The sequence below is a fragment of the Flavobacterium panacis genome, from assembly GCF_024649945.1.
In the GTDB taxonomy this organism is placed as follows: domain Bacteria; phylum Bacteroidota; class Bacteroidia; order Flavobacteriales; family Flavobacteriaceae; genus Flavobacterium; species Flavobacterium panacis.
The window spans coordinates 378,657-403,467 of record NZ_JANKMS010000004.1 but is presented as its reverse complement, the minus strand read 5'-3'; the positions used below and the strand labels follow the sequence as shown (position 1 = coordinate 403,467).

The window sequence follows — 24,811 nt, the reverse complement described above, 5'->3', positions numbered from 1 at the left end:
ACTCAATTTGAAACGTCTATTTTTAACCTTGTTTTTAATTGTATCGCTCAAAAGTATGGCACAAATTGGCGCCATCAGCGATACAATTGTTCTTTCTCGAAATCAGGCCGAGGCTATATTTCTGGAAAAGAACATTTCTCTTATTTCCGAAAAACTGAATATCGACATTGCTGATGCACAGGTTATTCAAGCAAAATTATGGCCAAATCCAACCTTTACTGTTGGAGAAATCAATCTTTGGAGCAATGCTACGGCCCAACAATTGCCCGTTTTATGGGGAAATTACGGAAGAACGCAACAAGTCAATGCCGAATTAGAGCAATTGATTCAGACGGCAGGAAAACGTAAAAAAATGATTGCGATGGAAAAAGTAAGTGCTGAAATCGCTAAGGAATATTTCAAGACTTTTTTACGCAATTTAAAAATCGAATTCAGAGAAAATCTAACCGATTTACAATACAATCAAGCACAAGAAGAAGTGTATCAAAACCAGCTTTCTTCGATGCAGACTTTATTGAAAGCGTATAAAAATCAGGTTGCGCAAGGAAATGTTGGTAAAGGCGAATATGTTCGTTTAAAAGCTACGGAACTTCAGTTTTTAAAAGAAATTAATGATTTACAAAAAGAGAACAATTCTTTGCAAAAAGAATTGAAAGTTTTAATGAATCTTCCTGCTACAAGTTTTATCAAATTGACTGATGAAGGTTTTGTTCCTGTGAATAAAAATATCGAAGAAATCAATCTGGCGAATCTTATGGAATCGGCAATTGAGAATCGTCCTGATATGAAAGTCCTAAAACTTGGAAACGAATACAACGACAACAAATACAAATACGAAAGAGCCATGCGTACACCAGACGTGACACTTGGTGTAAGTTACGACCGTGGAGCGAGTTTAATGAACGATTTTGTTGGAATTGGATTCTCGCTTGATCTTCCGTTTTTTAATCGAAATCAGGGAAATATTAAAGCCGCTAAAATCGCTATTGATCAAGGAAAACTGCTTACGGAAGAAAAAACTTTAAGTGTCCAATCTGAGGTTTTAAACGCGTATCAGGATTTCATCACCACCAAAAAATTATACGAAAGTGCCGATGCTAGTTTTGAAGGCGATTTAGATAAACTTTTAGAAAGCTATCGTAGAAATTTTATGCAAAGAAACACCAGCATGTTAGAATATCTTGATTTTGTTAATGCCTATTTAGACAACAAATCGATACTGCTGAATTCTAAAAAAGACCTGAATAAAAATCTGGAAGAACTGCGCTACATCACAGGGCAGGAAATCAATTAACACATCACCTACTCAAAATATAAAACAGAAATGAAGAAACTTATTGTAATCCCAATGCTTGGGTTAATGCTCGTTTACGGATGTGGCAAGAAAGAAGAAGTTAAAAAAGTACAGGACGAAAAATTCTGTATCGATAAAGATTTAAAAGAAAAAATTACGATTGAACCAGCACAAAAACGTGCTGTAAGCGAATCGATTAATCTTACGGGAAACATTACTTATAACGGTGATCACGTAGTTCAGTTTAACAGTCTTGTGGAAGGTATTATTACTAAAACTACTTTCTCTTTGGGCGATTATGTTAAAAAAGGACAAGTTCTGGCAGAAATTAAAAGTACAGAACTAAACAGCATGCAGTCAGAAAGCAGATCATTGCAGTCGCAGATTACCGTGGCACAACGTCAATTACAAGCAACAAAATCAATGTTTGAAGACGGGATTTCTTCTCAAAAAGATTTACTTCAAGCGCAAAGCGAATTGGACGTTTTAAAATCTTCTTTAGAAAATGTGAGAGCCAATTTAGAGATGTTTAGCGCAAGCAGTGACCGATCTGTTTTTCAAATTAAAGCGCCAACTGAAGGTTATATTGTAGATAAAAACATCAGCACAGGAACGCAGATTACAGATGAAACGGGTTCTCTATTCACCATTTCTGATTTAAAAGAAATCTGGGTTTTGGTCAATGTGTATACCAGTAACCTAAACAGCATCAAGGAAAATATGGCTGTTGATGTTACAACACCAGCTTATCCGGGAGAAATCTTTAAAGGAAAAATCAATATGATGGCTAAGATTTTTGATGCCGAAGAACACGTTTTAAAAGCGCGAATTGTAATGGACAACCGAAACCTGAAATTAAAACCAGGAATGACCGCTGATATTACAATTGATAAAAGTGTGGGTGGTGAAGAATTGGTTTCAGTTCCTGCAAAAGCAGCCATTTTTGACAACAATCGTGATTATATCTTAATCTACAAAGACGATTGTACAATTGAAACCAGAGAAATAAATCCGAAACTGAAAAACAACAGCTGGCTTTATTTTGACAAAGGCGTTAACGAAGGCGAAAAGGTAATTACCAAAAACCAATTGTTGATTCACGAAAGATTAAAAAACTAAGATCCTTAAAAACGGATAAAAAATACAAGACATGAAAAAATTTGTACAAGGTCTGGTGGCTTTCTCCTTGAAAAACTCACTCATCGTGTTTTTCCTGACTGCCGTTTTATTGGTGGCGGGAATCGTGAGTTACATTCATACACCCATAGAAGCATTTCCCGACGTAACCAATACAAGAGCCAGAATTATTACACAATGGCCTGGACGAAGTGCCGAAGAAGTAGAGAAATTCATCACGCTTCCTATTTCGAAAGAAATGAACACGATCCCGAAAAAGGCAGAAGTTCGTTCTATTTCCCTTTTCGGACTATCGGTTGTAACCGTTTTATTTGATGACGGAGTTGAAGATTTTTACGCTCAGCAATACGCCTCAAACCGATTAAACGGACTGGATCTTCCGGAAGGTGCCGATGTTGAAATCGATCCGCCGTCTGGAGCAACGGGCGAAATCTTTAGATATGTAATTAAGAGTGATTTGCCTATTAAAGAAGTTCAGGCGATTCAGGATTGGGTTATCGAAAGAGAATTGGTTGCCGTTCCCGGAGTTGCCGATGTGGTAAGTTTTGGTGGAGAAGAAAAAATGTTCGAAATCAAAATCAATCCTACTGAACTTGAAAATTATAATTTATCGGCATTGGATGTTTACGAAGCCGTTTCAAAAAGTAATATCAATGTGGGTGGAGACGTTATTCAGCGTGGTGATCAGGCTTACGTGGTTCGTGGAGTTGGATTGGTAAATAAAGTCGAAGATATTGGTAATATTTTAATTGAAACCAAAGGCGGAGCGCCAGTTTTAGTAAAACACGTAGCCGAAGTTTCGATTTCGGCAAAACCGAGATTAGGACAAGTTGGTTTAGATGGCGATGATGATGTTGTAGAAGGAATCGTAATTATGCTTCGTGGTGAAAATCCGGGCGAAGTTATTGGAAGATTAAAAGAACGTTTGGCTGAATTAAATGAAAGAGTTTTGCCTGATAATGTCAAAATCGTTCCATTTATTGATCGTACCGAATTGGTTAATACAACTGTAAAAACGGTTACCAAAAACTTAATTGAAGGCGTTTTATTGGTTTCATTAATCGTGTTCATTTTCCTTTACAATTGGCGTACTTCGTTGATTGTGGCGACTGTGATTCCGCTTTCATTTTTGTTTGCCATTGTAATGTTACGAATTCAGGGACTTCCTGCGAACTTGATTTCTATGGGAGCGCTCGATTTCGGATTACTGCTCGAAGGAACATTGGTTATCGTAGAAAACGTATTTGTTTCTCTCGAAAAGAAAGCCCATAAAGTGGGAATGGAACGTTTTAACAGCATGAGTAAAATGGGCTTAATCAAGAAAAGCGTGGGAAGCGTGGCAACCTATATTTTCTTTGCCCTGATTATTTTGATTGTGGCGTTAATGCCAATTTTCTCTTTCACGAAAGTAGAAGGAAAAATGTTCTCTCCCCTAGCCTTTACTCTGGGTTACGCCTTATTAGGTTCGCTGATTTTATCGCTTACTTACGTGCCTGCCATGTGTAAAGTGATGTTGACGAAAAACATTGTGGAAAAAGAAAACATGATTTCGCGTTTTTTTAGAACCAATTTGTACAAACTTTTTCAATGGAGTACAAAACATAGAAAAACTACAATTTATGCTTTCTTAGCTTTATTGGCCGTTTGTTGCGTGCGATTTGCATTTTACGGATCAGAATTTATTCCGAAGCTGAATGAAGGTGCCATTTATGTGAGAGCAACGCTTCCTAATAGTATTAATTTGGATGAATCGGTTCGATTGACTAAAGAAATGAAAGCCAAAATCAGGAAGTTTGAAGAAGTGAAATTTGTGCTTTCGCAAACGGGAAGACCAAACGACGGAACCGACCCAACTGGATTTTTTAATATCGAATTCCACATCGAATTAAAACATAAAGATGAATGGAAACACGACATCAGCAAAGAAGAACTGATTGCCGAAATCAAAAAAATACTCGATGTATATCCTGGAGTTGCGTTTGGTTTCAGTCAGCCAATTCAGGATAATGTGGAAGAATATGTAGCGGGAGTTAAAAGTCCGTTGGCGATTAAGATTTTCGGAAGTGATCTTTTCCAGATGGAAGAAATGGCTGCAAAAGTCGCTAATTCCATTAAAAATGTAAAAGGAATTGAAGATATCAACGTTTATAAAAACATTGGATTACCAGAATTAAGAATTCAGCTTGAAGATGAAAAAATGGCGCGTTATGCCGTAACCACTGCCGATGCGCAGGCGGTTATTAGAATGACAATTGGTGGCCAAGCCGCAACAAAATTCTATGACGACGAAAAGATATTTGACATTACCCTGCGTTTTGAAAAAGAATACCGTGATTCTAAAGAAAAAATAGAAAGTATTTTGATTCCGACTATGAATGGTAAAAAAGTGCCTTTAAAAGAAATTGCAACCGTAGAATACAAAACAGGTCCAACTTTTATTTACCGCGAAGGAAACAGCCGTTACATTGCCGTAGGATTTAGTATTGAAGGACGCGATTTAGGAAGTACGATCGAAGAAGCACAGAAAAAAGTAGCTGCCGAAGTTAAACTTCCAAAAGAAAACGTCATGAAATGGGCAGGAGAATTTGAAAGTAAAGAAAGAGCATCCAAACAATTAGCGATGATTGTTCCTGTTGTTTTGATCTTGATTTTATGTCTTTTGTATTTCAACTTTGGTAATTTCAAAGATACTTTGGTAGCCATCAGTGCGATGCCGTATGCTTTTATTGGTGGATTCTTATCGCTTTGGGCAACAGGAACCGTTTTCGGAATCTCGGCAGGAATTGGATTTATCATTCTATTTGGAGTGAGTGCGATTGATAGTATTGTCCTCATCGGAATGATTCGAGAAAATATGCGCGCGGGAATGCATTTAAAAGATGCCATTTCGCACGGAATCTACAGCCGTATTCGCCCAATTGTTATGATTGCCTTAATGGGATCTTTAGGATTATTACCTGCTGCTTTATCAACAGGAATGGGTTCTGAAGTTCAAAAACCCCTAGCCATTATGATTGTTGGAGGTTTGATAACTTGTATGATTCTTTCCTTAACGGTTTTACCACAGGTATTTTATTTGGTTTACCGTAAAAAAGATACAAACACAGAATCTTAATCTTACTATTTATAATTTTTGAAAAAGCACCTTTAGACATTTCGTTTAAAGGTGCTTTTATTCGATAAGGACAAATCTAAAATGTCTTATAGTAACACAAATAAAACTTTTAGAGGCAAAATATATCAAGTGATGCATTTTTAAACAATAGAATTCTACTAATCTTATTTTTTATGAAACAGAAAGCAGACCATCAAAAAGCAAATGAAATATCAGAATCTGAGTTAATTCATCATGTTAGGTTGAGTGTAAATCCGAGATTTCAGGATTGGGTTTTATTTAAAAATGGCACTTACATTATTTTTGAAGATGCAGATGCCATTTCCAATATAGAAATTGAAGCTATTGAAGTAATGAAAAAATTTGGCCCAGTTTACACTGAAACATCTTCCGCAGATTTCGATGTTACCGATTTAAACAAAACAGAAGGCTGGATTGTCTCGGGTCACGCATACGGAATGTACACCTATGTCAGTCCAAACGAAATAGATTTTTCAACTCTAAATAGTACTGCAATTGGTCTGTATGGAAGAAGTAAAAGAGATTTAGACGGCACAAACCCCATTATAATTCATATCAATCGAAAAAAATCTGATAAATGAATGAAATAGAATAAAATCCGCGAAGCGAAAAAACCTCTGTAACTTTGCAACTCTGTCCCTCTGTCCCTTTTTAAAAAACCTATTTCAAAACAAACTCATTCTCTTTAAGTTTTTTCAAAACTGCTGCGATAATTTTAGAACGGCATTCAGAATTTTTAATCGTAGAAGCTGTTTTAACCCAATAACGAATATTGAGTTGAATAACTCCCGCAGCCGCAACATCAGTAATAACAGCAGCGTTTTCGTGATCTTTTTCGGTTACCTCTTCGTTACTTCCTAGAACCTCTTTTACAAGTTCAATGGCGCGTGTGTAATCAGAACCATACTCTAATCCGACTGTGAAAGTCTGAAGCAGAAATCCCTCGCTATTATAGTTTATTAAAGTGTTTTTTATAAGAAGTGCATTCGGAATATAAATAATTTTAGAATCGCTTTTTACCTCTGTATCACGAAGATTCAAATTAATGACTTCACCTTTTACGCCATTACTTTCAATAATATCTCCAATACTAAAAGGACGTTTAAATGCTAATAGAATTCCAGCCAGAAAATTTTCACCAATATCTTTAAGCGCAAAACCAATTACAAAAGCAGAAATTCCAGCACCAGCAAGCATACTTTGGGCAATTCCGTCAAGTCCAATAATTCGGAACATGAATAGAATTCCAATAATTATTAAAACCGATTTGATTAAACGGGCAATAAAAGTCGCCAAAAGACGATCGTGCATTCTCACTTTAAGTCGGTTGCCTGCAAAAATCCCCACACGAGAGGCTATGAACCAAGAAACGAGAACAACCAAAACGGCTAGAATAAATTTGGGCGTAAGATCGACTATACTGTTGTAATAACCTTCTAAATGTTTAAAAACGTCTTGCAAAAAACTTTCCATAATAATCGGCGTAAAAAGTAAAACTTTAAAATTAAGATTTAGAAAACAGAAGCGTTTACAGGATTCAATGAGAATATTATAAAATCTGACGTTGTGAATCGAATCCCTTAAAAACCACGCAATTAAACTTTTTATATTGTTTTTATAACTTTTAAAGGACATTCAATCAAGCATTTAAAAATAATTTTACTTCGATCGTAAAATAAATAGTACTTAAAATAATTATTATGGAGACACTACAAAAAGTTATTGAATTACTATCCAAACAATACAGTTCTCGAATTTCTATACTTGGAAATAGTCCTGATGGCAGATTTAATTCTATTTTAGATACCAAAACTGGTGCTATGTTTTCTGTATCCAATAATTATTTCTATGTATTCAAGGATCCACATGATAACTTCTGGTCCACTACACCAAAGTCTTTTATTTACAACGAACAAAGATATTATCCAAAAGTTGGAGAAGAATATACGAGGAAAGACGGCATAAAATACTCTTTTACGACTAAAGAAGCCGTTTTGGAAAAAGCTGCTGCCTATTTTGAAAAATTCATGGATCAACATTATGGGATTAAAGTCATCAATGAAAAACTCTTTTTTTACGAAGGAGCCAATACAACAGACAAATTCAATTTGACATTACAGCAATTTAAAGCCAGAATGTATGACAAAATTGATGCATGCATTTCTTTTAATTAAAATTTACTGATAGTACTTTACCAGAAAAAGAAATTAAAAAGTGATTAAAACTATTAACCAACGTTTTGCTTTTTAATGATTACCCAACTGTACGCATTTTTAAAATGTGGCATTTTAGAATTTTTGATTTGGTTTTAAAATGCAAAAATTACAATTTACTAAAAAAGGACAGCAATCAAATAATTGCTGTCTTTTTTATTTTAACTATTTAGCAATCATTCTTTTTAGATTAACAATCAAAAACGTTCTACCTTTTCTTTCCAAAAAAACTTATTTTAATATAAATAAAACTTTTAGTGGCTAAATCAATAAAATGCGTATTTTTAATTTTACTATTTCAAAGACAAATTAAATACCACTTCTTATGCCGATACAACATAAAATAGTCGAATTAATGTCCAAAAAATACAAAACAAATATTACTGTAATGGGCAATTATGAGAGTAGTAACTATACTTCTATTCTTGACAATGACAACGGAACAATCTTAGTTGTTTCAGATACGGATCAATTCTCTTTCAAAGATCAACATCGTAATCTCTGGCTGAATGTAACAGATCCATTTTACGAAAACGGAAAACAACATTTTCCTGAAATGGGAGAATCGTATAAAATGAGTCATGGAGCAGAATACAGTTTTACCACCAAAGAAGCTATTTTGGATATGGCAGTTGAATATTTTGAAAAGCATGCAAACTCATAAAAACATTTAATCTTTTAAAAGGTTTAATATAGTTATTAAAACGACACTCAAAAGGTGTCGATTTTTTTTCTACGACAGTATTATTTCTTACAAAAAAAAGAATGATACTTATTTCCTTTTCTATATATTTGTCGGCAAACCTATTAAATTTTTAACCTATGATTATTGTTATTATACTTGTTGTTTTTATATTATTTGGTGTTTTGATTTACAATTCACTTATCGGAAAGAGAAATCAGGTAACCAATGCTTTTTCTGCAATTGATGTCATGTTGAAAAAACGTTTCGATTTGATTCCGAATTTGGTAGAAGTCGTAAAACAATACACGAATTATGAACAAAGTACCTTAACTAAAATTGTAGAACTTCGTGCAAGAGCCACTTCAGGTTCTTTGACCGATGCCGAAAAAGCGAGTTTAGATACCGAACTAAGCAAAACAGTAAAAGGTCTAATGGTAACTGTTGAAAATTATCCTGATTTAAAGGCCAATACCAATTTCCTGAATTTACAATCTACTTGGACAGAAAGTGAAGAACAAATCGCTGCAGCCAGAAGAACTTACAATTCAGCTGTTACTGATTATAATAACGCAATCATGATGTTTCCAGGAAATATGTTTGCTGGAATGCTTAATTACACTAAAATTGATGTTTTGGAAACACCAGCAGAAGAGCGTAAAAATATAAGTGCAAAAGAGCTTTTTAATAATTAATGGATTCAGAAATTAATAGTAATCAAGTCTTGCAAGAGGTTTTGAATACACTGGAAATTGATCGAAAAAAAATAGCAGAAACCTATCAAACCTGCTATATATTATTTGGGCTTGCAGTAGTCATTTTGGTAATCGGTTTTCTTATTAAGTTTCCAACGTTGTCTGTTTTTGGTGCTTTGGTTCCAGCTATTATTGGAATTGTAATGTATTACAAAATAGATGAAGAAGCCAAAAAATACAAGACGACCTATAAAACAAGCGTAGTAGCATCGGCTTTAAAAAAAATCAATGAAACTTTAACGATTACACCACAAAGCGGATTGTCCCATTCTGAATTTGTGAACTCTGAACTTTTTACAACACGACCAGATCGTTATAAAACTCAGGATTTAATAAGCGGAATAGCCGACAAAACAGCTTTCTGGTTTGCCGAAGTTCATGCCGAATACAAAACCGAAACACAGACAAAAAATGGAACCCGTACCGAATGGCACACCATTTTTAAGGGAATTATTTTTGTAGCCGATTTCAATAAAAATTTTAATGTTTCGACAGTTGTACGCCCTAAAGGTATTGGAGATGCAATTGGTTCTTGGTTTTCTAAAAATATTTTTAGTTTTGGAAACACCGAATTGATACAATTAGAAAACACTGCATTTGACAGTGTTTTTGTTACCTATTCTAAAAACCAAATCGAGGCCAGATATATTTTGACGCCAGCTATGATGGAAAGAATTCTGGATTTAAACAAAAAATCTGATGAAACGATTTCACTCTCCTTCATAAATTCTAAAATGTATATTGCTTTTCCATTATCTCATAATTATTTTGAACCACCTATTCATTCTTCACTTTTAGATCCCAATTTACTTACTGATGACCTTTCTATAGTGCAGTTTATGCATAATATTGTTCAAGAACTGGATTTGAATACCAGAATTTGGGGCAAGGAATAGCAAATAATAGAATTTCCTAATCTTTATGCGTAAAATAATCCAAACAGTATTAATCTTTACTGTTATTTGTAATGCAATTATAGCAACTCTTCTAACTATTATTGGCATTAACTCTAATACTTATTTTAGAGAATATGATAATTTAAGAAGTTTGAAGAATAAAGAATCATACATGATTGATGATTTTTTAGTAATAAAAAGAATTTACAAAGATACAGGAACTGGCGAGGGTGAAAGTCTTTCCTATACAGTCGAAGGGACAACAACAAACAACAACTCATTTGTACGATTAGAAGTAAGCAAACTAGAATATCTCAGCAATAATCATGAGAAACAACCGCTTTACAAAAGCAAACTTACAGGGGATTACTTTTTGAAAAATGCTCCGCAAGGATACTATAATGCTGAAATGAGATCCTTTTATGTCAATATTTATTTTAAAATTTCTTTTTATATCATAATTGCAATAATGGGTTATCTACTCATCGTTTATTTGAAAAATCGCAAGTACCGAATATGAATGACCTGTCGAAAGTTCTGAATTAATTTTTCCTTATGTTTCAAAAAATAAAAACGTAATTCTTACTAAGCAGTGGTTACTTTAAAAAATTACGTCATTCCGTTACAAAAAAAAAATAAAAATCGAGATTAGTAATTACTTCTATCTGCAAATACTTCTTCTAACAAAATCTTTAAAATTGGTATTGTTACCATTTTCACAAAAAAAAACAATAACGGAAATAAAATAGGTTAAGCATTAAAAAAATTAATTTTACACGCAACCATTTGATAATTAGTTCATCTATTTAATAAAACCAATAGAAAATGAGCAAAATTTTAACCTTAAGTATTATTACATTCTTATTTTTTAGCTGTTCTAGCGAAAATGCTGAAACGGAAACTCAAGTAGTTTTTTCTACAGAAAATTCAACCAAAGTTAATTTGGCTATAGGAATCAAGAAAGATGCAGATTTACGTGAAGTATTTAATACGCTAAATGAACTAAAATTTGACATTCTACAAATGAATGGCTTTTTCTTTCACTCCAATACTCCTAAAAGCGGTATTGAAAATTTGATCAATACCTTAAATGAAAAACCTTATATCAAAACCGGTGCTTGGGCTGCTACGCCCCACTCCGTTTTTTATATGGAGTCAATAAACAAAACGCACATCGGAAATGTTTTGTTCAACATGGACGTTAACAATCAAAATGACTTTCTTGAATTAATTTCGTCACTAAAATGGGAAGACGGATCAATTGGAACTAAAAATATTTATTTAGGTGTGCCTATAGGAAGTCACACGTACTGGAAAACTGAAATGAAAAAGTATTCTTTTGTTACATTCACCGAAACCTTTGATCAGGTTTGTCTATCTTATCGAAATGCTTCTGTGATTTCGGCACAAGTTCCTGCAAGTGGTCAGGTAAATCAAACCATTCCAATTAAAATCAAATTTAACGTTGATAATGGCTGTGGTAGTTTTAGTTCTATCTCTGAAACAAATTTAGGAAACACCAAGACGATTACCATAAAAGCAAAATACGAAGGATGTTTTTGTACCATGAATATTCCAATAATAGAAACTACCTATAATTTTACTGCTAGAACAGCCGGTAATTATACTCTTAAATTTTCAAAAGGAGATGGAAGTTATGTGATTTATGCGATAAATATTAATTAGTAAGAATTTAGATTTCATTTATCGTAAATCTTTTTTGATCACCAAGTATTTTAAATTGGTATTTCCGGCATTGCTTATCCCGTGTTCGGCATTTGGCGGGCAGTATAAACTAGTATTTGGTCCAACCACAACGGTTTTTCCGTCTAAGAAAAAAGAAGCGGAACCTTCTAGAATATAAAAGAATTCTTCTTCAGGATGATGATGTGGCGCGTGTGTTGATTTTCCAGGTTCGACAATACTCATTTTTAAAGTATTTTCATGAGTGAAGTTTTTATCGCCAAACCAATATTGATAACCTACTTTGGTTTTCGTGGCTTTGTCTAATTCAAAATGATTGACACAGTTTTCGATTGTGTATTGTGGCGGTGCAGTTTCTTTTTTGGTTTCCTGAGCAAAAGTTACTTGTTGGAAAAGTAAAAAAGCAAATGTGGTTTTGATGGTAGTCAGTGTGTTCATTTTTTTTATTGTAATGTTACGAAAAATTCGAATACAGATAGATCTATAGATGTTTTTTTGTCATCCTTACGAAGGAAGGATCACATTAGTAGTTCCGCAATCAGGATTGCCAATCTTTGTGGAATTACTTGCGAAGATTCCTCCTTCGTCGGAATGACAAACACGGCTTGTTTTCTAATCTTTGTCGATTTACAAGTGTGATCCTTCCTTCGTCAGGATGACAAACTTCGTACAAAAAAAGTATAATCATAGTCTTTCAAAAATTATGAAAAAGATACTTTCTCGCCTAGCCCCGATCGAAACGGCATCCTTTTGTGTTGGGGTTCAACACAAAAGATATAGTGCAGAGCGGGACAAAACGTCTTGAAAACGAAAAATGTTCTGCTTCAAAAAAATATTTTAAAAATTTAAAATCCAGTAAAATCAATACTTTACGAGCATTTTTAAAATTTCTTATTGTACGATAAGAAAATATTATGATAAAAACATTTTGAAATTCGAAAATCCGCCATACATTTGCCTAACAGTGTTAAACGATTTAATACTCGAATACAATGGCTAGCAAAGATCGAATTTTAAGACAAAAAGAAGAGACAAGAAATAATATTCTTGGCGCTGCTTATGATATCGTAAAAGAAGAAGGCTGGAATGGTTTGAGTATGCGTAAAATTGCCGACAGAATTGAATATACTGCTCCTATTATTTATGAATATTTCTCGAATAAAGAAGCGATATTAGAAGAACTGACTGGCAAAGGTTTCATCAAACTGACTAAAGAATTGCAAACTGCAATAGATAAGTTTGAAAAACCCGAAGATCAATTGGAAGCCATGTGGATGACTTACTGGGACTTCGCTTTTACTAATACTGAAATGTATCAGCTGATGTTTGGTGTTCAAATGACGTGCTGTGCACAACGATGTTCGGCTCAAGAGGGACCTTACAAATTATTTACTCAGGTGATTGCTGAAGTAATGAAAGACAGCAATCCGAGTCAAGATATTATAAAACAAAAGTACTTCACTTTCTTTTCTGTTATTCATGGTTTAATCGCCATCAACATCATTAATAAAAGTGACATTTTAGAAACAATTAATGCTCAAATTTTGAAGGATGCCATTGGCGGTATCATCAAATCAATACAATAATATTTTTTTCAATTTTTACTTAACGGTGTAAAATGATTTAATCGGATAATATAAAATCCTTTTTTTTATAACCTTCACTTAACACTGTTAGAAAATTTAATCGAGGTAATAAAACTCTTTTTTTAGACTTTTACTTAACGACGTTAGATAATTTAATACCGATTTAAGAACACAGTTGAAAATGATTAAAGTAGAGAAGTTTGTGCTCATTTACTTAACAATGTTAGATAATTTAATTCAATTAAATATGAATCCCGAGAATTCTAGAATTCCAACAATTTTTACCCGAGAAAATGTTCAACCAATTAAAACCAAAATGAAAATGAAAAATGTAATTATATCCAGTTTTATTCTAGCATTAGTTTTAAGCAGTTGTGGAGATAAAAATCAGGCTCCTACTGCTCCACCTCCACCGGTTTTACCAGTGTTGGCTATCACAAGTGCAAACACAATCACTGACTCTGAATATCCTGCTTCTATACAAGGAACTGTAGACGTTGAAATTCGTCCACAAGTAAGTGGAAATTTAGACCGAATTTTTGTTGACGAAGGTGCTTATGTAAATAAAGGACAAACGTTATTTAAAATCAATGAGCGTCCGTTCCGTGAGCAGTTAAACAATGCTTTGGCAAGTCTTCATGCAGCTGAAGCGGCTTTGATCAACGCTAACTTAGAAGTTGATAAATTGACTCCGCTTGTTCAAAACAAAGTAGTTTCTGATTATCAGTTGAAAACAGCTAAAGCTTCACAAAAAATTGCTGCTGCAAATATTGAACAAGCAAAAGCAATGGTGGGTTCTGCTAAAATTAATTTAGGATATACCAATGTTACGGCTCCAGTAAGCGGTTACATTGGAAGATTACCTAAAAAACAAGGAAGTTTAGTTTCTGCAACTGATGTTGAAGCTCTTACTACGCTGTCTGATGTTCACGAAGTATTTGCATATTTCTCTTTAGGTGAAACTGATTTCATCAACTTTAAAGAGCAATATGCTGGAAGTTCATTAGGCGATAAAATCAAAAAATTACCTCCTGTGACTTTGATTTTGGCTGATAACAATGCTTACCCAAAAACAGGAAAAATCGATATGGTTGACGGTCAGTTTGATAAAACAACCGGAGCGATCACGATTAGAGCAACTTTCCCAAATGCAAACGGAATTTTACGTTCTGGAAACACTGGAAGAATTCGTTTAGGATTAAATCACGATGACGCAATTTTGGTTCCGCAGGCTGCTACAGTTGAAATGCAGGACAAAGTATTTGTTTTCACAGTTGGAAAAGACAACAAAGTAACTAAAATGCCAATTACCGTTGTAGGGAAAAGCGGTACGAATTATTTAATTAAAGACGGTGTAAAATCTGGTGATCAAATCGTGTTAAGCGGTATTGACAAATTGCAGGACGGACAAGCGATTCAGCCTGAAAAATCAACTAAAGTTGCCGAAGTAACTAACAAAAAATAATCAAAAGAAATAATGTTCAAGATATTTATACAAAGACCAGTACTGGCAACTGTTATCTCCATTTTATTGGTGATTCTAGGTGTGCTTGGTTTAACTAAACTGCCTTTACAACAGTTTCCTGATATTGCGCCTCCATCGGTTTTGGTAACAGCGGTATATCCTGGAGCGAATGCAGAAACGGTTTTACGTTCTGTGGCACCTTCTCTGGAAGAGTCAATAAATGGTGTAGAAAACATGACTTACATGAGTTCTACTGCGAGTAACGATGGTAGTTTGGCGATTACGGTGTTCTTTAAACTAGGAACAGATGCCGATCAAGCTGCGGTAAACGTACAAAACAGAGTGGCTCAAGCGACAAGTCAATTGCCTGCCGAGGTTGTACAACAAGGTATTATCACGGCGAAACAGCAAAACAGTTTCATCATGGCGATTGGTATGTACACGGAGGATGAAGCTAAATACGATCAGACTTTTGTGGCCAACTATGCTCAGATTAATATTATTCCGGAATTAAAACGTATTCCCGGAGTTGGTTCTGCCAGTATTTTTGGTGGTGTAAAAGATTACTCTATGCGTGTTTGGTTGAATCCAACACAAATGTCAACTTACAAAGTAACGCCAAATGAAGTAATGGCAGCAATTCAAGACAAAAGTTTGGAAGCTGCGCCAGGTAAATTTGGGGAAAGAAGTAAAGAGGTTTTCGAATACGTAATCAAATACAAAGGAAAACTTACTAAACCAGAAGATTATCAAAACATTGCAATTCGCTCTAATGCAGATGGTTCTGTTCTTCGCTTAAAAGATGTTGCGAGAGTTGAATTAGGTGCTTACTCTTACAACAGTTTAACTCGTTTAAATGGTAAAAAAGGAATTGTAATTGGGGTTATTCAGTTAGCTGGATCGAACTCAAATGATATTCAGATTGCGATCAATAAAATGATGGAAAAAGCTTCTAAAGATTTTCCAACAGGCATTAAACACAATATATTCTATAGTACGAAAGTATCTTTAGACCAATCAATCGAACAGGTTGAACATACCTTATTGGAAGCTTTTATTTTGGTTTTCGTTGTGGTATTTATCTTCCTGCAAGATTTTAGATCAACTTTAATTCCGGCTATTGCTGTACCTGTAGCAATTTTAGGAACGTTCTTCTTCATGCAGTTATTCGGATTCTCGATCAACCTTCTAACGCTTTTCGCATTAATTCTGGCGATTGGTATTGTGGTAGATGACGCGATTGTAGTCGTCGAGGCCGTGCATGCGAAAATGGAGCACAAACATCTGTCTCCAAAAATCGCCACGCATGAAGCAATGCACGAAATAACGGGTGCTATTATCTCGATTACGCTGGTAATGGCTGCTGTATTCCTGCCGGTTGGTTTTATGGAAGGTTCTACGGGAGTTTTCTATCGTCAGTTTGCCTTTACGATGGCAATTGCAATTGTAATTTCGGCTGTTAATGCCTTGACTTTAAGTCCTGCGCTTGCTGCCTTATTTTTGAAAGACAATCATGGTGCTCATGATGCAAATGCACCTTATGAGAAAAAAGGATTTAAAGAAAAATTCTTCTCTGCTTTTAACAGCAGTTTTGAATCGCTGACAAACCGTTATGTTGGCGGATTGAAATTCTTAATCAGAAAAAAATGGTTCAGTTTAGGCGGATTGGCATTAATTACTTTGGCAACTGTTTTATTAGTAAAAACAACTCCAGCAGGATTTATCCCAACAGAAGATCAAGGATTTATTGCGATTGCGGTTAACACACCATCGGGAACTTCGCTTGACGGAACTCAAAAAGTAATGACTGAGGCTGAAAATACATTAAGAGGTTTAGATGCTTCACGATTTGTAACAGCAATTTCAGGATTCAACTTATTGACGAATTCTACGAGTCCATCTTCTGCAGTTGTTTTCGTATTGCTTAAACCAAACGAAGAACGTGGAGAAGTTAAAAACATCGACGAAATCATGAATCAGGTTCGTGGTAAACTAGGCTCTATTTCAGGCGGAAGTTTCTTCGTCTTCAGTTTCCCAACTGTTCCTGGATTTAGTAACGTTGAAGCTTTGGATTTAGTTCTTCAGGATAAAACGGGAGGAAAACTGGATAAATTCAGTGGTATTTCTCAAAATTTCATTGGCGAATTAATGAAACGTCCTGAAATTGCGGTTGCCTTTACCTCTTTCAAAGCTGATTATCCTCAATTACAATTGGACATTAACGATGAAAAAGCGAATCAGTTAGGTGTTAATGTAAAAGACATTTTACAAACTATGCAGGCTTACTTTGGTAGTGCACAGGCTTCAGACTTCAACCGATTTGGTAAATATTACCGTGTGGTTGTTCAGGCTGATATTGCCGACAGAGCAGATCCAACAGCAATTGACCGTGTATTCGTAAAAAATAAAACAGGCGAAATGGTGCCGATAAATACTTTAGTAAAACTAACTCGTATTTATGGTTCTGAAACCGCTTCTCGATATAATTTGTTTAACTCAATTTCTATTAATGCCATTCCGAAACCTGGATTTAGTTCTGGAGATGCCATTAAAGCGATTGAAGAAGTTGCCAAACAACAATTGCCTGCAGGTTACGGGTTTGAATTCTCGGGCCAAACGCGTGAAGAGATTTCTTCTGGAGGGCAGTCGGCTACAATTTTCTTACTGTGTTTGATATTCATTTATTTCCTACTTGCTGCACAGTATGAGAGTTATATCCTTCCTCTAGCGGTTATTTTATCAATCCCTGCAGGTATTTTTGGAGTATTTGTGGCAATTGGTTTAACAGGAATCGAAAACAACATTTATGTACAAGTTGCCCTTGTCATGCTGATTGGACTACTCGCTAAAAATGCCATTTTGATTGTGGAGTTTGCGGTACAAAAACGAAAATCAGGTATGGCGTTAGTAAAAGCTTCTATAGATGCTGCGAAACTTCGTCTAAGACCAATTATCATGACCTCACTAGCCTTTATTGTTGGTTTAGTGCCAATGATGAGCGCCAAAGGACCATCGGCTCAAGGAAATCACTCCATCAGTATTGGAGCTGCGGGAGGAATGATCTCAGGAGTAATTTTAGGATTATTTATTATTCCTGTATTGTTCATCGTGTTCCAATATTTACAAGAAAAATTCAGCGGCAAACCAATCGCTGTTATTCACAACGAAGAAAAATAAAAATGGAAAACTATATAACTACAATCCTTGTTGCCATAATAGTTGGCATCGGATATATATCATACAGAATCTCGAAAGATCTTGAAACCAAAAAAGATATTTGTACAGAGATATAAAAAATAAATTTAAACACATAGAGACATAGATTTTTATCTCATAAAAAAGAGAATAAAAGAAACTAGTTTCCACGCATAGCTAAACTATGTGCATTTAAATTAGTGAAACGCCTCTTTTAAAGTTTACAAAAACTATGTTTCTATGTGTTTAAAAAAATTCTACCCAAAACCAAAGGGTACAGAAATCTAATAAAAAGACAATGAAAAATTATATAACCAAAATCGTGACCTTCGCCATTCTGATCACGACTCTAATATCCTGTTCAGTCTCTAAGGATATTGAAACTCCAAAAGATGCATTTCCTGAGAATTTCAGGAATGCATCGGTTTCGAGTGATACAACAAGTATTGCCGATGTGGAGTGGAAAAACTTCTATACTGAAAAAGATATTATCAAACTAATAGACAGCGCTGTAGCGAGAAACAATGATTTGCTTATTGCAGAGAAAAACATCGAAATCGCACAATACAGATTTACGCAGTCCAAATGGGGAAATGTTCCTCAAGTGAACTTAGTTGTAAATGCAAGCACCAGCAATCCTTCAGACAATAGTTTTACTGGAATGAACTTGGGTCAAGCATTAGGACAAAAACATATTGACGATTATTCTGCCGGAGCTTCACTTTCTTGGGAAGCTGATATTTGGGGAAAGATTAGAAACCAAAAGAAAGGGGCTTACGCAGGATATCTTCAATCTGAAGAAGTGAAAAAAGCATTGCAAACTACAATTGTAGCCAATGTTTCTAGAGGCTATTACAATCTTTTGATGCTTGACGCTCAATTGGATATTGCCAGACAAAATCTACGTTTAAATGATAGTACAACGAATATCATCAAATTAAAATACGATGCTGGTCAGGTAACTAATTTAGCAATACAACAATCTGAAGCACAGAAATTAAACTCGGCACAATTGATTCCGTTATTAGAACAAAATATTGCGATTCAAGAAAATGCATTGAGTGTTTTAACGGGATCTTTTCCTGGTGCGAAAGAAAGATCAATTCGTTTAAGTGCTTTAGAAGTAAAAAACAATAATGCAATTGGAATTCCGTCTTCATTAGTAAGCAGAAGACCAGATGTAAAAAGTGCTGAATTAGCGCTTAAAGCAGCAAACGCCAATGTCGGTATCACAAAAGCGGATTTATACCCAGCTCTTAGAATTACGGCTCAAGGCGGTTTGAACTCTTTCGAAACGAGCAGCTGGTTCAATATTCCAGCTTCTCTATTCGGAACTGTTGCAGGTGGTTTAACTCAACCTATTCTGAACAACAAAAGAGTAAGAACACAATATAATATCGCTGTTGCAGAAAGAGAAAAAGCGGTTTTAGCTTTTAGACAATCTGTTTTGGTTGCCGTAAGCGAAGTTTCAGATGCTTTAGTAAAAGTGGAGAAACTACAACAGCAAGAAACTTTCTTAAAAGAAAAAGTAAAGACATTACAACAGGCAATTAAAAATTCAAATTTGTTATTCCAAAACGGATTAGCAGAATATCTTGAAGTTTTAACTGCGCAGGCAAATCTTTTACAAAGCGAATTAGAATTAGCAGATCTTAAAAGACAACAACTTACAGCCAACACCGATTTGTATCGTGCGCTTGGTGGCGGCTGGAAATAATACCCGTACCCGTTAATTATTTATTTTTTGAGATGAAAACGCTGTGAGACTTAGGTTTCATGGCGTTTTTTTTAATCTGCCACGAAGGCGCTAAGACAACTAAGATTATTTTTTTGCCACGAATTTCACGAATTTTCACAAATTTCTTTTTATTCGCACCAACAATAAAAATAATTCGCGAAAATTCGTGAAATTCGTGGCAAAGAAAAATTTAGTGCTGTCATGGCAAAACTTAATTAATCAAACAAATTTAAACTAATGAAGAAAATAGCATGTTTCGCGCTTTTGGCTTTACTATTTACAAATTGCAAACAAAACAATTCAGAGAAAGAATTAGAATCCATAAAAACTCCAGCTGTTACTGATACTGTTGCCGCAATCAAAGAAGAAACAAAAAAAGAGAATCCAGAAACAACAGAAGATTGCAAAGATATCGTAGTAGAAATGGGAGATGGTAGAGAATGTATTTTGACTAATATAGATCTTAATCGAGCTTATCTCAACATTATTAAAAACAAACAAGTAGAAGAATCAGAGTATTTTTTAACTGCTCTTCCAACAGAAAAAAAATCTGTTCAAGTAAATAAAAATGGATTAATCTCTATTGATTATGAAATCACTAAAAACAAAGTTGCTATTTCAATGAACTATGAAGGTGGTGTAACCGAAGTGACTCTTGAAAAAATAAATAATACAGTTAAAAGAAGCATTTATCATTATGCTGATTAATGCGTAATTGTTGTTTGCTGCAAAGGCGCTAAGACGCAATATTTATTTTTTTATAGTTGCCACGAATTTCACTAATTTTCGCTAATTTTTTTTATTCTCAACAACTATAAAATAATTCGTGAAAATTAGTGAAATTCGTGGCTATAAAAACTTAGAGCCTTAGCGCCTTCATGGCAAAACTTCAAAACAAATGACTTTCAATAAAGAAACATATCTCAACAACTTAAAACAAACCATTGAAAGTTATTATCCTATCTCTGAAAATTCATGGAAACTGATTGAAAACATTACCAGTTTTCAATCAATTAAAAAAGGAGAAACACTTTTACAAAACGGAGAAATTGCAAAAAACCTTCACTTTATAGCAAAAGGAGTTTTACGAGCTTATATAACAGACGAACAAGGAAATTTCTACAATAAAAACCTTTTTCTTGACAATTATCTTGCAGGTTCTAAAGTTTCATTGATGCTTCAAACGCCTTCCAATTTTACTATTGAAGCTTTGGAAGATTCCATTGTAATCAACATCAATTATAAAAAATATATTGAGGCGATTAACGAAAATGACGATCTTAAAAACTTTTATATTGCTCATCTAGAAAGACATTGGATTATAGAAAAAGAACAAAGAGAAGTCGCACTTGTGATGCAAAATGCAACTGAAAGATATGTCACCCTTTTGGAGAAACATCCAGATATTGCGGATCGTGTTCCGTTATTACACATTGCATCGCATTTAGGTATTACGCCAACACAGTTAAGCCGAATCAGAAAAAGTCTCGAAAAAGATTTGTAAATCAACATATGTAAAGGTTTTTCAGGAAAGCTAGTTTTATCTTTGTTGCACATTTTAATTTGAGTTTCAGAAAATGAAAAATATAAACCTCATCAAAGACAATATCGATAACCTTACAGCGCTTTGGAAAACGGTTGCTACTCCTCTCCTTTCTTACCATAAAAATGATCCTTTTCAATTCAGCCAAATAAAAAACTCAGGTTGGCCAAACCGATTATGGTTTCGTGAAGATATTTCAGAAGAAAATCTGCCTCAGATTCTTGAAATCATAGACCAAAATCCAGGTCTAATTATTCCGTATTGGGATATTTTCGGAAGTAATTCAAAAGAAATTTTCGAGAAAAACGGATTTCAAATCCGAGTTCAACTCGCAGCCATGGCTTTAAAACTAGGCGAAAAATTTCCAACTGAAAGCAATCTTACTTTTAGAAGAGTTTTAAATGAAGAAGATGCTAAAACTTGGTCCGATATTTATCCGTTGTCATTTAGTTATGTAATTAGTAAAGAAACATTGGTTCATAATTATGAAAATGTCAAATTTTATCTGGTTCATTTAGAGGATAAACCAATAGGAACACTTACTCTTTTTCAAACCGAAAATATTATGGGAATTCATGGCGTTGGCGTAATTCCCGAAATGCGTAAAAAAGGTTTTGCTGAAGAAATCATGAAATTCGCCATTAACGAAGCCATTGATGCCGATTGTGATTATGCGCATTTACAAGCTTCTCCTTTAGGGAAAGGTATTTATAGTAGATTGGGTTTTGAGGATTTGTTTTTGATTACGAATTACTTTATTTCATAAATTCCAATTTTTCAGCATTTTTGTCATTTCGACTGAAAGGAGAAATCGCACGCGGGATTCGACAAAGATTGACGAAATACTGTGTGGAATTTCTAGTGTGATTTCTCCTTTCAGTCGAAATGACAAACTGTTACTGTCAATCTTTGTAGAGTCACTTGCGAAGATCCCTCGTCCCTCGGGATGACAAACAGGAAGGTAAGTCCATCACAACTAACAACTAACAACTAACAACTAACAACTAACAACTAACAATTGTCCAAAATGCCCCTAAAATAGTCGTAAATGCGTATTTCATTAAAAGGAAAACATTATTAGATTTGTAATACATTAACTAATAACCTTTTAAAACAAATACCCAATGAAAACAACAAAAATCCTTTTCTGGACTACTACAATCCTTATTTTTTTATTTGAAGGCGTTATGCCAGCTTTAACTTCTCAGTCTGAATTGGCTAAAGAAGGAATCAGACATCTTGGCTATCCTGAGTATTTTGGAAACGCTTTGGTTGTCTTTAAAATCCTTGGAGTTTTAGCTTTAATTATTCCACAAGTGCCTGGACGCATTAAAGAATGGGCTTATGCTGGATTTGCTTTCGATTTTATCTTTGCTTCGATAAGTCATTTTGCAGTAGACGGAATGGATTTTCAAGGTTTCTTTCCTTTGATTGTTCTTGCAGTTTTAATTATTTCGTATGTAACCTATCACAAAATACAGCGTTATAAAAATATAGCGCTCTAAAAACAAAACTTTATGATTGAAGTTTTTAAAACAAATGTTCAGGAAGAATGGCAATGTAAAATGATCATTGAAACCCTTCTTGAACATTTTCCAAACAGCTCGATCAACTTCGATTTAGAAGATTGCGATAAAATTCTTCGTATTCATGCACCATCCATTTCGAATACAAAAATTATTGATGTTTTAAATTTTCATGGTTATTCCTGCGAAGTACTACCTTAAAAATTAACAACTTTCAAATTACTGATATTTAGCATTTTATTATTTTTTATCGTATATTTGAAATACTATCATTCCCCTAATTCTATAAATTTAATTTCACAAAAATGTACTGTGGATTTTTTGCCAAAAATCTCCGCTTTACCTCTATTGTTGTATCTAATCTCTAAAATAAAAAAAGATGAAAAGTGCTGTACAAAATACTATTTTAGAAACTTATGGTAAACTGAATGATATTATTTCTGATTTTTCTAAAGAAGAAATCAATATAATTCCATTTGAAGGAAGCTGGACAGGAGGACAAACTGTGCAGCATATCATACTCGCCTGTTCTGGAATTCCAATGCTTTTTGCAGGAAATACAGAAAAAACTACACGCAAACCCGACGAATACGTTAAACAACTCGACGCAATATTTTTAGATTATACTACCAAATACCAATCTCCAGAAAATATAAAACCTGCTGCAATTGATTATGAAAAAAGTACTTTGACTGCTTCTGTAAAGAAAATACAAAATGATTTATTTGAAGCCGCCGAAACCTACGATTTAACACCGACTTGTCTTGATGCCAAAATACCTGGTTTAGAAAACCTTACTATTTATGAATGGCTTCATTTTGCAATTGTGCATACACAAAGACATACTCAACAGTTAAAATCGATTTTTGAAAATATCAGGAAAAAATAAAATCAATTAATGCAAAATCTTTTTTATGAGATCAAAAGTTAAAACCATTGTTTCGTCTGGTTTAGTCGCAGGAACATTAGACATTACGGCTGCAATTTTAATTTATTCTGTGATTCTTCATAAAACTACTGCCGAAAACATTTTACGCTCTATAGCAAGCGGAATTTTCAAAAAAGAAGCTTACACCAACGGACTGGAAATGACGTTTCTGGGACTAGGTTTACATTTTTTAATCGCCTTTATTTTCGCTTGGTTTTACTTTAAAATCTTTCCTTATTTTCCGTTCTTTAAAATAAATACCTTTTTATCGGGAATCACTTATGGATTTTTCATTTGGGTTGTAATGAATCTTATTGTACTTCCTATTGTTTTTCCTGTTTTACCAGAAAAAAATCTTGATTTTCCGCTTTTACTTTCTATCCTAATTGTGATTTGCTGCGTTGGAATTCCAATTGCTTTTATAACTAGGAAATATTATGCGAAGTGGTTTTGAAAAAAGGTTCAAAGTAACAAAGGGACAGAGTGACAAAGGCTTAAAACTTTGAATTTTATAATTTCTAGAAGTAACAAAGGTTCAAAGTAACAAAGTCTAAATGCTTATAAACTTTTTTACTTCGAACCTCTCCATATTCCTTTAAGGGAGCTACAAAAACAAACGTCCAGAGAGAAAACTTTGTCACTCTGTCACTTTGCCCCTTTGTCCCTCCATCTAAACTTTTCTTCTTCCTGAAATCAGTGAAATAATAAATAACACTAAAAAGATAAAGAATAAGATTTTAGCAATGCTTGCAGCTCCGGCGGCAATACCTCCAAAACCAAAAATTCCGGCAACAATAGCCAGGATTATAAAAATAACTGTCCAGCGTAACATAATATTTAATTTTTAAGTTCGTAAATACGACTTATTATAAGCCCTTTTTTGTTTGTTACTCAAAGTTCTTTTATTCTTACAAATCTCATTAACTCAAAACGTTTTTTAAATTAACTCAATACATTAAAAAACAGCATCATATCTAGCGTTTTCACTATTATTTTTTTGTCTTACAGAATTA

The 24,811-nt window shown here is 34.2% G+C and carries 24 protein-coding genes; 21 read left to right on the top strand and 3 right to left on the bottom strand.

The window, feature by feature from the left end; translation table 11 throughout:
* Positions 1-55: 55 nt before the first annotated feature.
* From NQQ59_RS11740 to NQQ59_RS11725, 4 genes are all read left to right on the top strand, one after another.
* On the top strand, positions 56-1,294 hold the full coding sequence (locus tag NQQ59_RS11740; protein WP_144219407.1) for a TolC family protein: 1,239 nt from the start codon (positions 56-58) through the stop codon (positions 1,292-1,294).
* Between the two features lie 30 nt (positions 1,295-1,324).
* On the top strand, positions 1,325-2,413 hold the full coding sequence (locus tag NQQ59_RS11735; RefSeq protein ID WP_144219406.1) for an efflux RND transporter periplasmic adaptor subunit: 1,089 nt from the start codon (positions 1,325-1,327) through the stop codon (positions 2,411-2,413).
* Positions 2,414-2,444: 31 nt separating this feature from the next.
* A complete protein-coding gene (locus tag NQQ59_RS11730) occupies positions 2,445-5,546 on the top strand; it encodes an efflux RND transporter permease subunit (protein WP_257698242.1) in 3,102 nt (1,033 codons plus the stop codon).
* Positions 5,547-5,719: 173 nt separating this feature from the next.
* The gene (locus tag NQQ59_RS11725; RefSeq protein WP_144219404.1) at positions 5,720-6,148 is read left to right on the top strand and encodes a hypothetical protein; all 429 of its coding nucleotides are present in this window, start codon (positions 5,720-5,722) and stop codon (positions 6,146-6,148) included.
* 79 nt (positions 6,149-6,227) lie between these two features.
* Here NQQ59_RS11725 and NQQ59_RS11720 read toward each other — a convergent pair whose 3' ends face one another.
* Positions 6,228-7,040 (bottom strand): mechanosensitive ion channel family protein, encoded by an 813-nt coding sequence (locus NQQ59_RS11720; protein WP_144219403.1) that lies wholly within the window; start codon positions 7,038-7,040, stop codon positions 6,228-6,230.
* A 227-nt stretch (positions 7,041-7,267) separates the two neighbouring features.
* On the opposite strand from NQQ59_RS11720, the gene NQQ59_RS11715 reads away from it, so the two are divergent.
* From NQQ59_RS11715 to NQQ59_RS11690, 6 genes are all read left to right on the top strand, one after another.
* The gene (locus NQQ59_RS11715) at positions 7,268-7,741 is read left to right on the top strand and encodes a hypothetical protein (protein WP_144219402.1); all 474 of its coding nucleotides are present in this window, start codon (positions 7,268-7,270) and stop codon (positions 7,739-7,741) included.
* A 364-nt stretch (positions 7,742-8,105) separates the two neighbouring features.
* Complete coding sequence (locus NQQ59_RS11710) at positions 8,106-8,444, top strand: hypothetical protein (protein ID WP_144219401.1); 339 nt, start codon at positions 8,106-8,108, stop codon at positions 8,442-8,444.
* Between the two features lie 158 nt (positions 8,445-8,602).
* Positions 8,603-9,157 (top strand): LemA family protein, encoded by a 555-nt coding sequence (locus tag NQQ59_RS11705; RefSeq protein WP_144219400.1) that lies wholly within the window; start codon positions 8,603-8,605, stop codon positions 9,155-9,157.
* A complete protein-coding gene (locus NQQ59_RS11700; RefSeq protein ID WP_144219399.1) occupies positions 9,157-10,113 on the top strand; it encodes a DUF3137 domain-containing protein in 957 nt (318 codons plus the stop codon). Before NQQ59_RS11705 ends, NQQ59_RS11700 begins: the two co-directional genes overlap by 1 nt.
* Before the next feature lie 25 nt (positions 10,114-10,138).
* Entirely contained in the window at positions 10,139-10,633 is a 495-nt protein-coding gene (locus tag NQQ59_RS11695) for a hypothetical protein (protein ID WP_144219398.1), read from the top strand.
* 305 nt (positions 10,634-10,938) lie between these two features.
* Positions 10,939-11,799: a hypothetical protein gene (locus NQQ59_RS11690; protein ID WP_144219397.1), complete on the top strand. Its 861-nt coding sequence runs from the start codon at positions 10,939-10,941 to the stop codon at positions 11,797-11,799.
* Positions 11,800-11,817: 18 nt separating this feature from the next.
* On the opposite strand, the gene NQQ59_RS11685 is transcribed toward NQQ59_RS11690, so the two are convergent.
* On the bottom strand, positions 11,818-12,255 hold the full coding sequence (locus NQQ59_RS11685) for a cupin domain-containing protein (protein ID WP_144219396.1): 438 nt from the start codon (positions 12,253-12,255) through the stop codon (positions 11,818-11,820).
* A gap of 554 nt (positions 12,256-12,809) precedes the next feature.
* On the opposite strand from NQQ59_RS11685, the gene NQQ59_RS11680 reads away from it, so the two are divergent.
* From NQQ59_RS11680 to NQQ59_RS11630, 11 genes are all read left to right on the top strand, one after another.
* On the top strand, positions 12,810-13,403 hold the full coding sequence (locus NQQ59_RS11680) for a TetR/AcrR family transcriptional regulator (RefSeq protein WP_144219395.1): 594 nt from the start codon (positions 12,810-12,812) through the stop codon (positions 13,401-13,403).
* Between the two features lie 247 nt (positions 13,404-13,650).
* Positions 13,651-14,868, top strand: a complete 1,218-nt coding sequence (locus NQQ59_RS11675) for an efflux RND transporter periplasmic adaptor subunit (RefSeq protein WP_144219394.1) — start codon at positions 13,651-13,653, stop codon at positions 14,866-14,868.
* Between the two features lie 12 nt (positions 14,869-14,880).
* A complete protein-coding gene (locus NQQ59_RS11670) occupies positions 14,881-18,045 on the top strand; it encodes an efflux RND transporter permease subunit (protein ID WP_144219393.1) in 3,165 nt (1,054 codons plus the stop codon).
* A 316-nt stretch (positions 18,046-18,361) separates the two neighbouring features.
* Positions 18,362-19,780 carry a TolC family protein gene (locus NQQ59_RS11665; RefSeq protein WP_144219392.1) on the top strand — a complete coding sequence of 473 codons (1,419 nt, stop codon included), beginning with the start codon at positions 18,362-18,364 and terminating at the stop codon, positions 19,778-19,780.
* A gap of 258 nt (positions 19,781-20,038) precedes the next feature.
* Positions 20,039-20,509 (top strand): hypothetical protein, encoded by a 471-nt coding sequence (locus NQQ59_RS11660; RefSeq protein WP_144219391.1) that lies wholly within the window; start codon positions 20,039-20,041, stop codon positions 20,507-20,509.
* Between the two features lie 190 nt (positions 20,510-20,699).
* Positions 20,700-21,305 (top strand): Crp/Fnr family transcriptional regulator, encoded by a 606-nt coding sequence (locus NQQ59_RS11655; RefSeq protein ID WP_144219390.1) that lies wholly within the window; start codon positions 20,700-20,702, stop codon positions 21,303-21,305.
* A gap of 73 nt (positions 21,306-21,378) precedes the next feature.
* Positions 21,379-22,110, top strand: coding sequence for a GNAT family N-acetyltransferase (locus NQQ59_RS11650; RefSeq protein ID WP_144221592.1), 732 nt, complete (start codon positions 21,379-21,381; stop codon positions 22,108-22,110).
* A gap of 358 nt (positions 22,111-22,468) precedes the next feature.
* Positions 22,469-22,849: a DoxX family protein gene (locus NQQ59_RS11645; RefSeq protein WP_144219389.1), complete on the top strand. Its 381-nt coding sequence runs from the start codon at positions 22,469-22,471 to the stop codon at positions 22,847-22,849.
* A gap of 12 nt (positions 22,850-22,861) precedes the next feature.
* Entirely contained in the window at positions 22,862-23,071 is a 210-nt protein-coding gene (locus NQQ59_RS11640; protein WP_144219388.1) for a hypothetical protein, read from the top strand.
* A gap of 178 nt (positions 23,072-23,249) precedes the next feature.
* Complete coding sequence (locus tag NQQ59_RS11635) at positions 23,250-23,759, top strand: DinB family protein (protein ID WP_144219387.1); 510 nt, start codon at positions 23,250-23,252, stop codon at positions 23,757-23,759.
* A gap of 25 nt (positions 23,760-23,784) precedes the next feature.
* Positions 23,785-24,252 (top strand): DUF1440 domain-containing protein, encoded by a 468-nt coding sequence (locus tag NQQ59_RS11630; RefSeq protein WP_144219386.1) that lies wholly within the window; start codon positions 23,785-23,787, stop codon positions 24,250-24,252.
* 216 nt (positions 24,253-24,468) lie between these two features.
* Here NQQ59_RS11630 and NQQ59_RS11625 read toward each other — a convergent pair whose 3' ends face one another.
* Positions 24,469-24,630 carry a DUF1328 domain-containing protein gene (locus tag NQQ59_RS11625; RefSeq protein WP_144219385.1) on the bottom strand — a complete coding sequence of 54 codons (162 nt, stop codon included), beginning with the start codon at positions 24,628-24,630 and terminating at the stop codon, positions 24,469-24,471.
* Between the last annotated feature and the right edge of the window lie 181 nt (positions 24,631-24,811).

Coding starts and splice junctions, on each gene's coding strand:
- NQQ59_RS11740 (WP_144219407.1), top strand. CDS start 56: ATGGCACAAATTGGCGCCATCAGCGATACAATTGTTCTTTCTCGAAAT.
- NQQ59_RS11735 (WP_144219406.1), top strand. CDS start 1,325: ATGAAGAAACTTATTGTAATCCCAATGCTTGGGTTAATGCTCGTTTAC.
- NQQ59_RS11730 (WP_257698242.1), top strand. CDS start 2,445: ATGAAAAAATTTGTACAAGGTCTGGTGGCTTTCTCCTTGAAAAACTCA.
- NQQ59_RS11725 (WP_144219404.1), top strand. CDS start 5,720: ATGAAACAGAAAGCAGACCATCAAAAAGCAAATGAAATATCAGAATCT.
- NQQ59_RS11720 (WP_144219403.1), bottom strand. CDS start 7,040: ATGGAAAGTTTTTTGCAAGACGTTTTTAAACATTTAGAAGGTTATTAC.
- NQQ59_RS11715 (WP_144219402.1), top strand. CDS start 7,268: ATGGAGACACTACAAAAAGTTATTGAATTACTATCCAAACAATACAGT.
- NQQ59_RS11710 (WP_144219401.1), top strand. CDS start 8,106: ATGCCGATACAACATAAAATAGTCGAATTAATGTCCAAAAAATACAAA.
- NQQ59_RS11705 (WP_144219400.1), top strand. CDS start 8,603: ATGATTATTGTTATTATACTTGTTGTTTTTATATTATTTGGTGTTTTG.
- NQQ59_RS11700 (WP_144219399.1), top strand. CDS start 9,157: ATGGATTCAGAAATTAATAGTAATCAAGTCTTGCAAGAGGTTTTGAAT.
- NQQ59_RS11695 (WP_144219398.1), top strand. CDS start 10,139: ATGCGTAAAATAATCCAAACAGTATTAATCTTTACTGTTATTTGTAAT.
- NQQ59_RS11690 (WP_144219397.1), top strand. CDS start 10,939: ATGAGCAAAATTTTAACCTTAAGTATTATTACATTCTTATTTTTTAGC.
- NQQ59_RS11685 (WP_144219396.1), bottom strand. CDS start 12,255: ATGAACACACTGACTACCATCAAAACCACATTTGCTTTTTTACTTTTC.
- NQQ59_RS11680 (WP_144219395.1), top strand. CDS start 12,810: ATGGCTAGCAAAGATCGAATTTTAAGACAAAAAGAAGAGACAAGAAAT.
- NQQ59_RS11675 (WP_144219394.1), top strand. CDS start 13,651: ATGAATCCCGAGAATTCTAGAATTCCAACAATTTTTACCCGAGAAAAT.
- NQQ59_RS11670 (WP_144219393.1), top strand. CDS start 14,881: ATGTTCAAGATATTTATACAAAGACCAGTACTGGCAACTGTTATCTCC.
- NQQ59_RS11665 (WP_144219392.1), top strand. CDS start 18,362: ATGAAAAATTATATAACCAAAATCGTGACCTTCGCCATTCTGATCACG.
- NQQ59_RS11660 (WP_144219391.1), top strand. CDS start 20,039: ATGAAGAAAATAGCATGTTTCGCGCTTTTGGCTTTACTATTTACAAAT.
- NQQ59_RS11655 (WP_144219390.1), top strand. CDS start 20,700: ATGACTTTCAATAAAGAAACATATCTCAACAACTTAAAACAAACCATT.
- NQQ59_RS11650 (WP_144221592.1), top strand. CDS start 21,379: ATGAAAAATATAAACCTCATCAAAGACAATATCGATAACCTTACAGCG.
- NQQ59_RS11645 (WP_144219389.1), top strand. CDS start 22,469: ATGAAAACAACAAAAATCCTTTTCTGGACTACTACAATCCTTATTTTT.
- NQQ59_RS11640 (WP_144219388.1), top strand. CDS start 22,862: ATGATTGAAGTTTTTAAAACAAATGTTCAGGAAGAATGGCAATGTAAA.
- NQQ59_RS11635 (WP_144219387.1), top strand. CDS start 23,250: ATGAAAAGTGCTGTACAAAATACTATTTTAGAAACTTATGGTAAACTG.
- NQQ59_RS11630 (WP_144219386.1), top strand. CDS start 23,785: ATGAGATCAAAAGTTAAAACCATTGTTTCGTCTGGTTTAGTCGCAGGA.
- NQQ59_RS11625 (WP_144219385.1), bottom strand. CDS start 24,630: ATGTTACGCTGGACAGTTATTTTTATAATCCTGGCTATTGTTGCCGGA.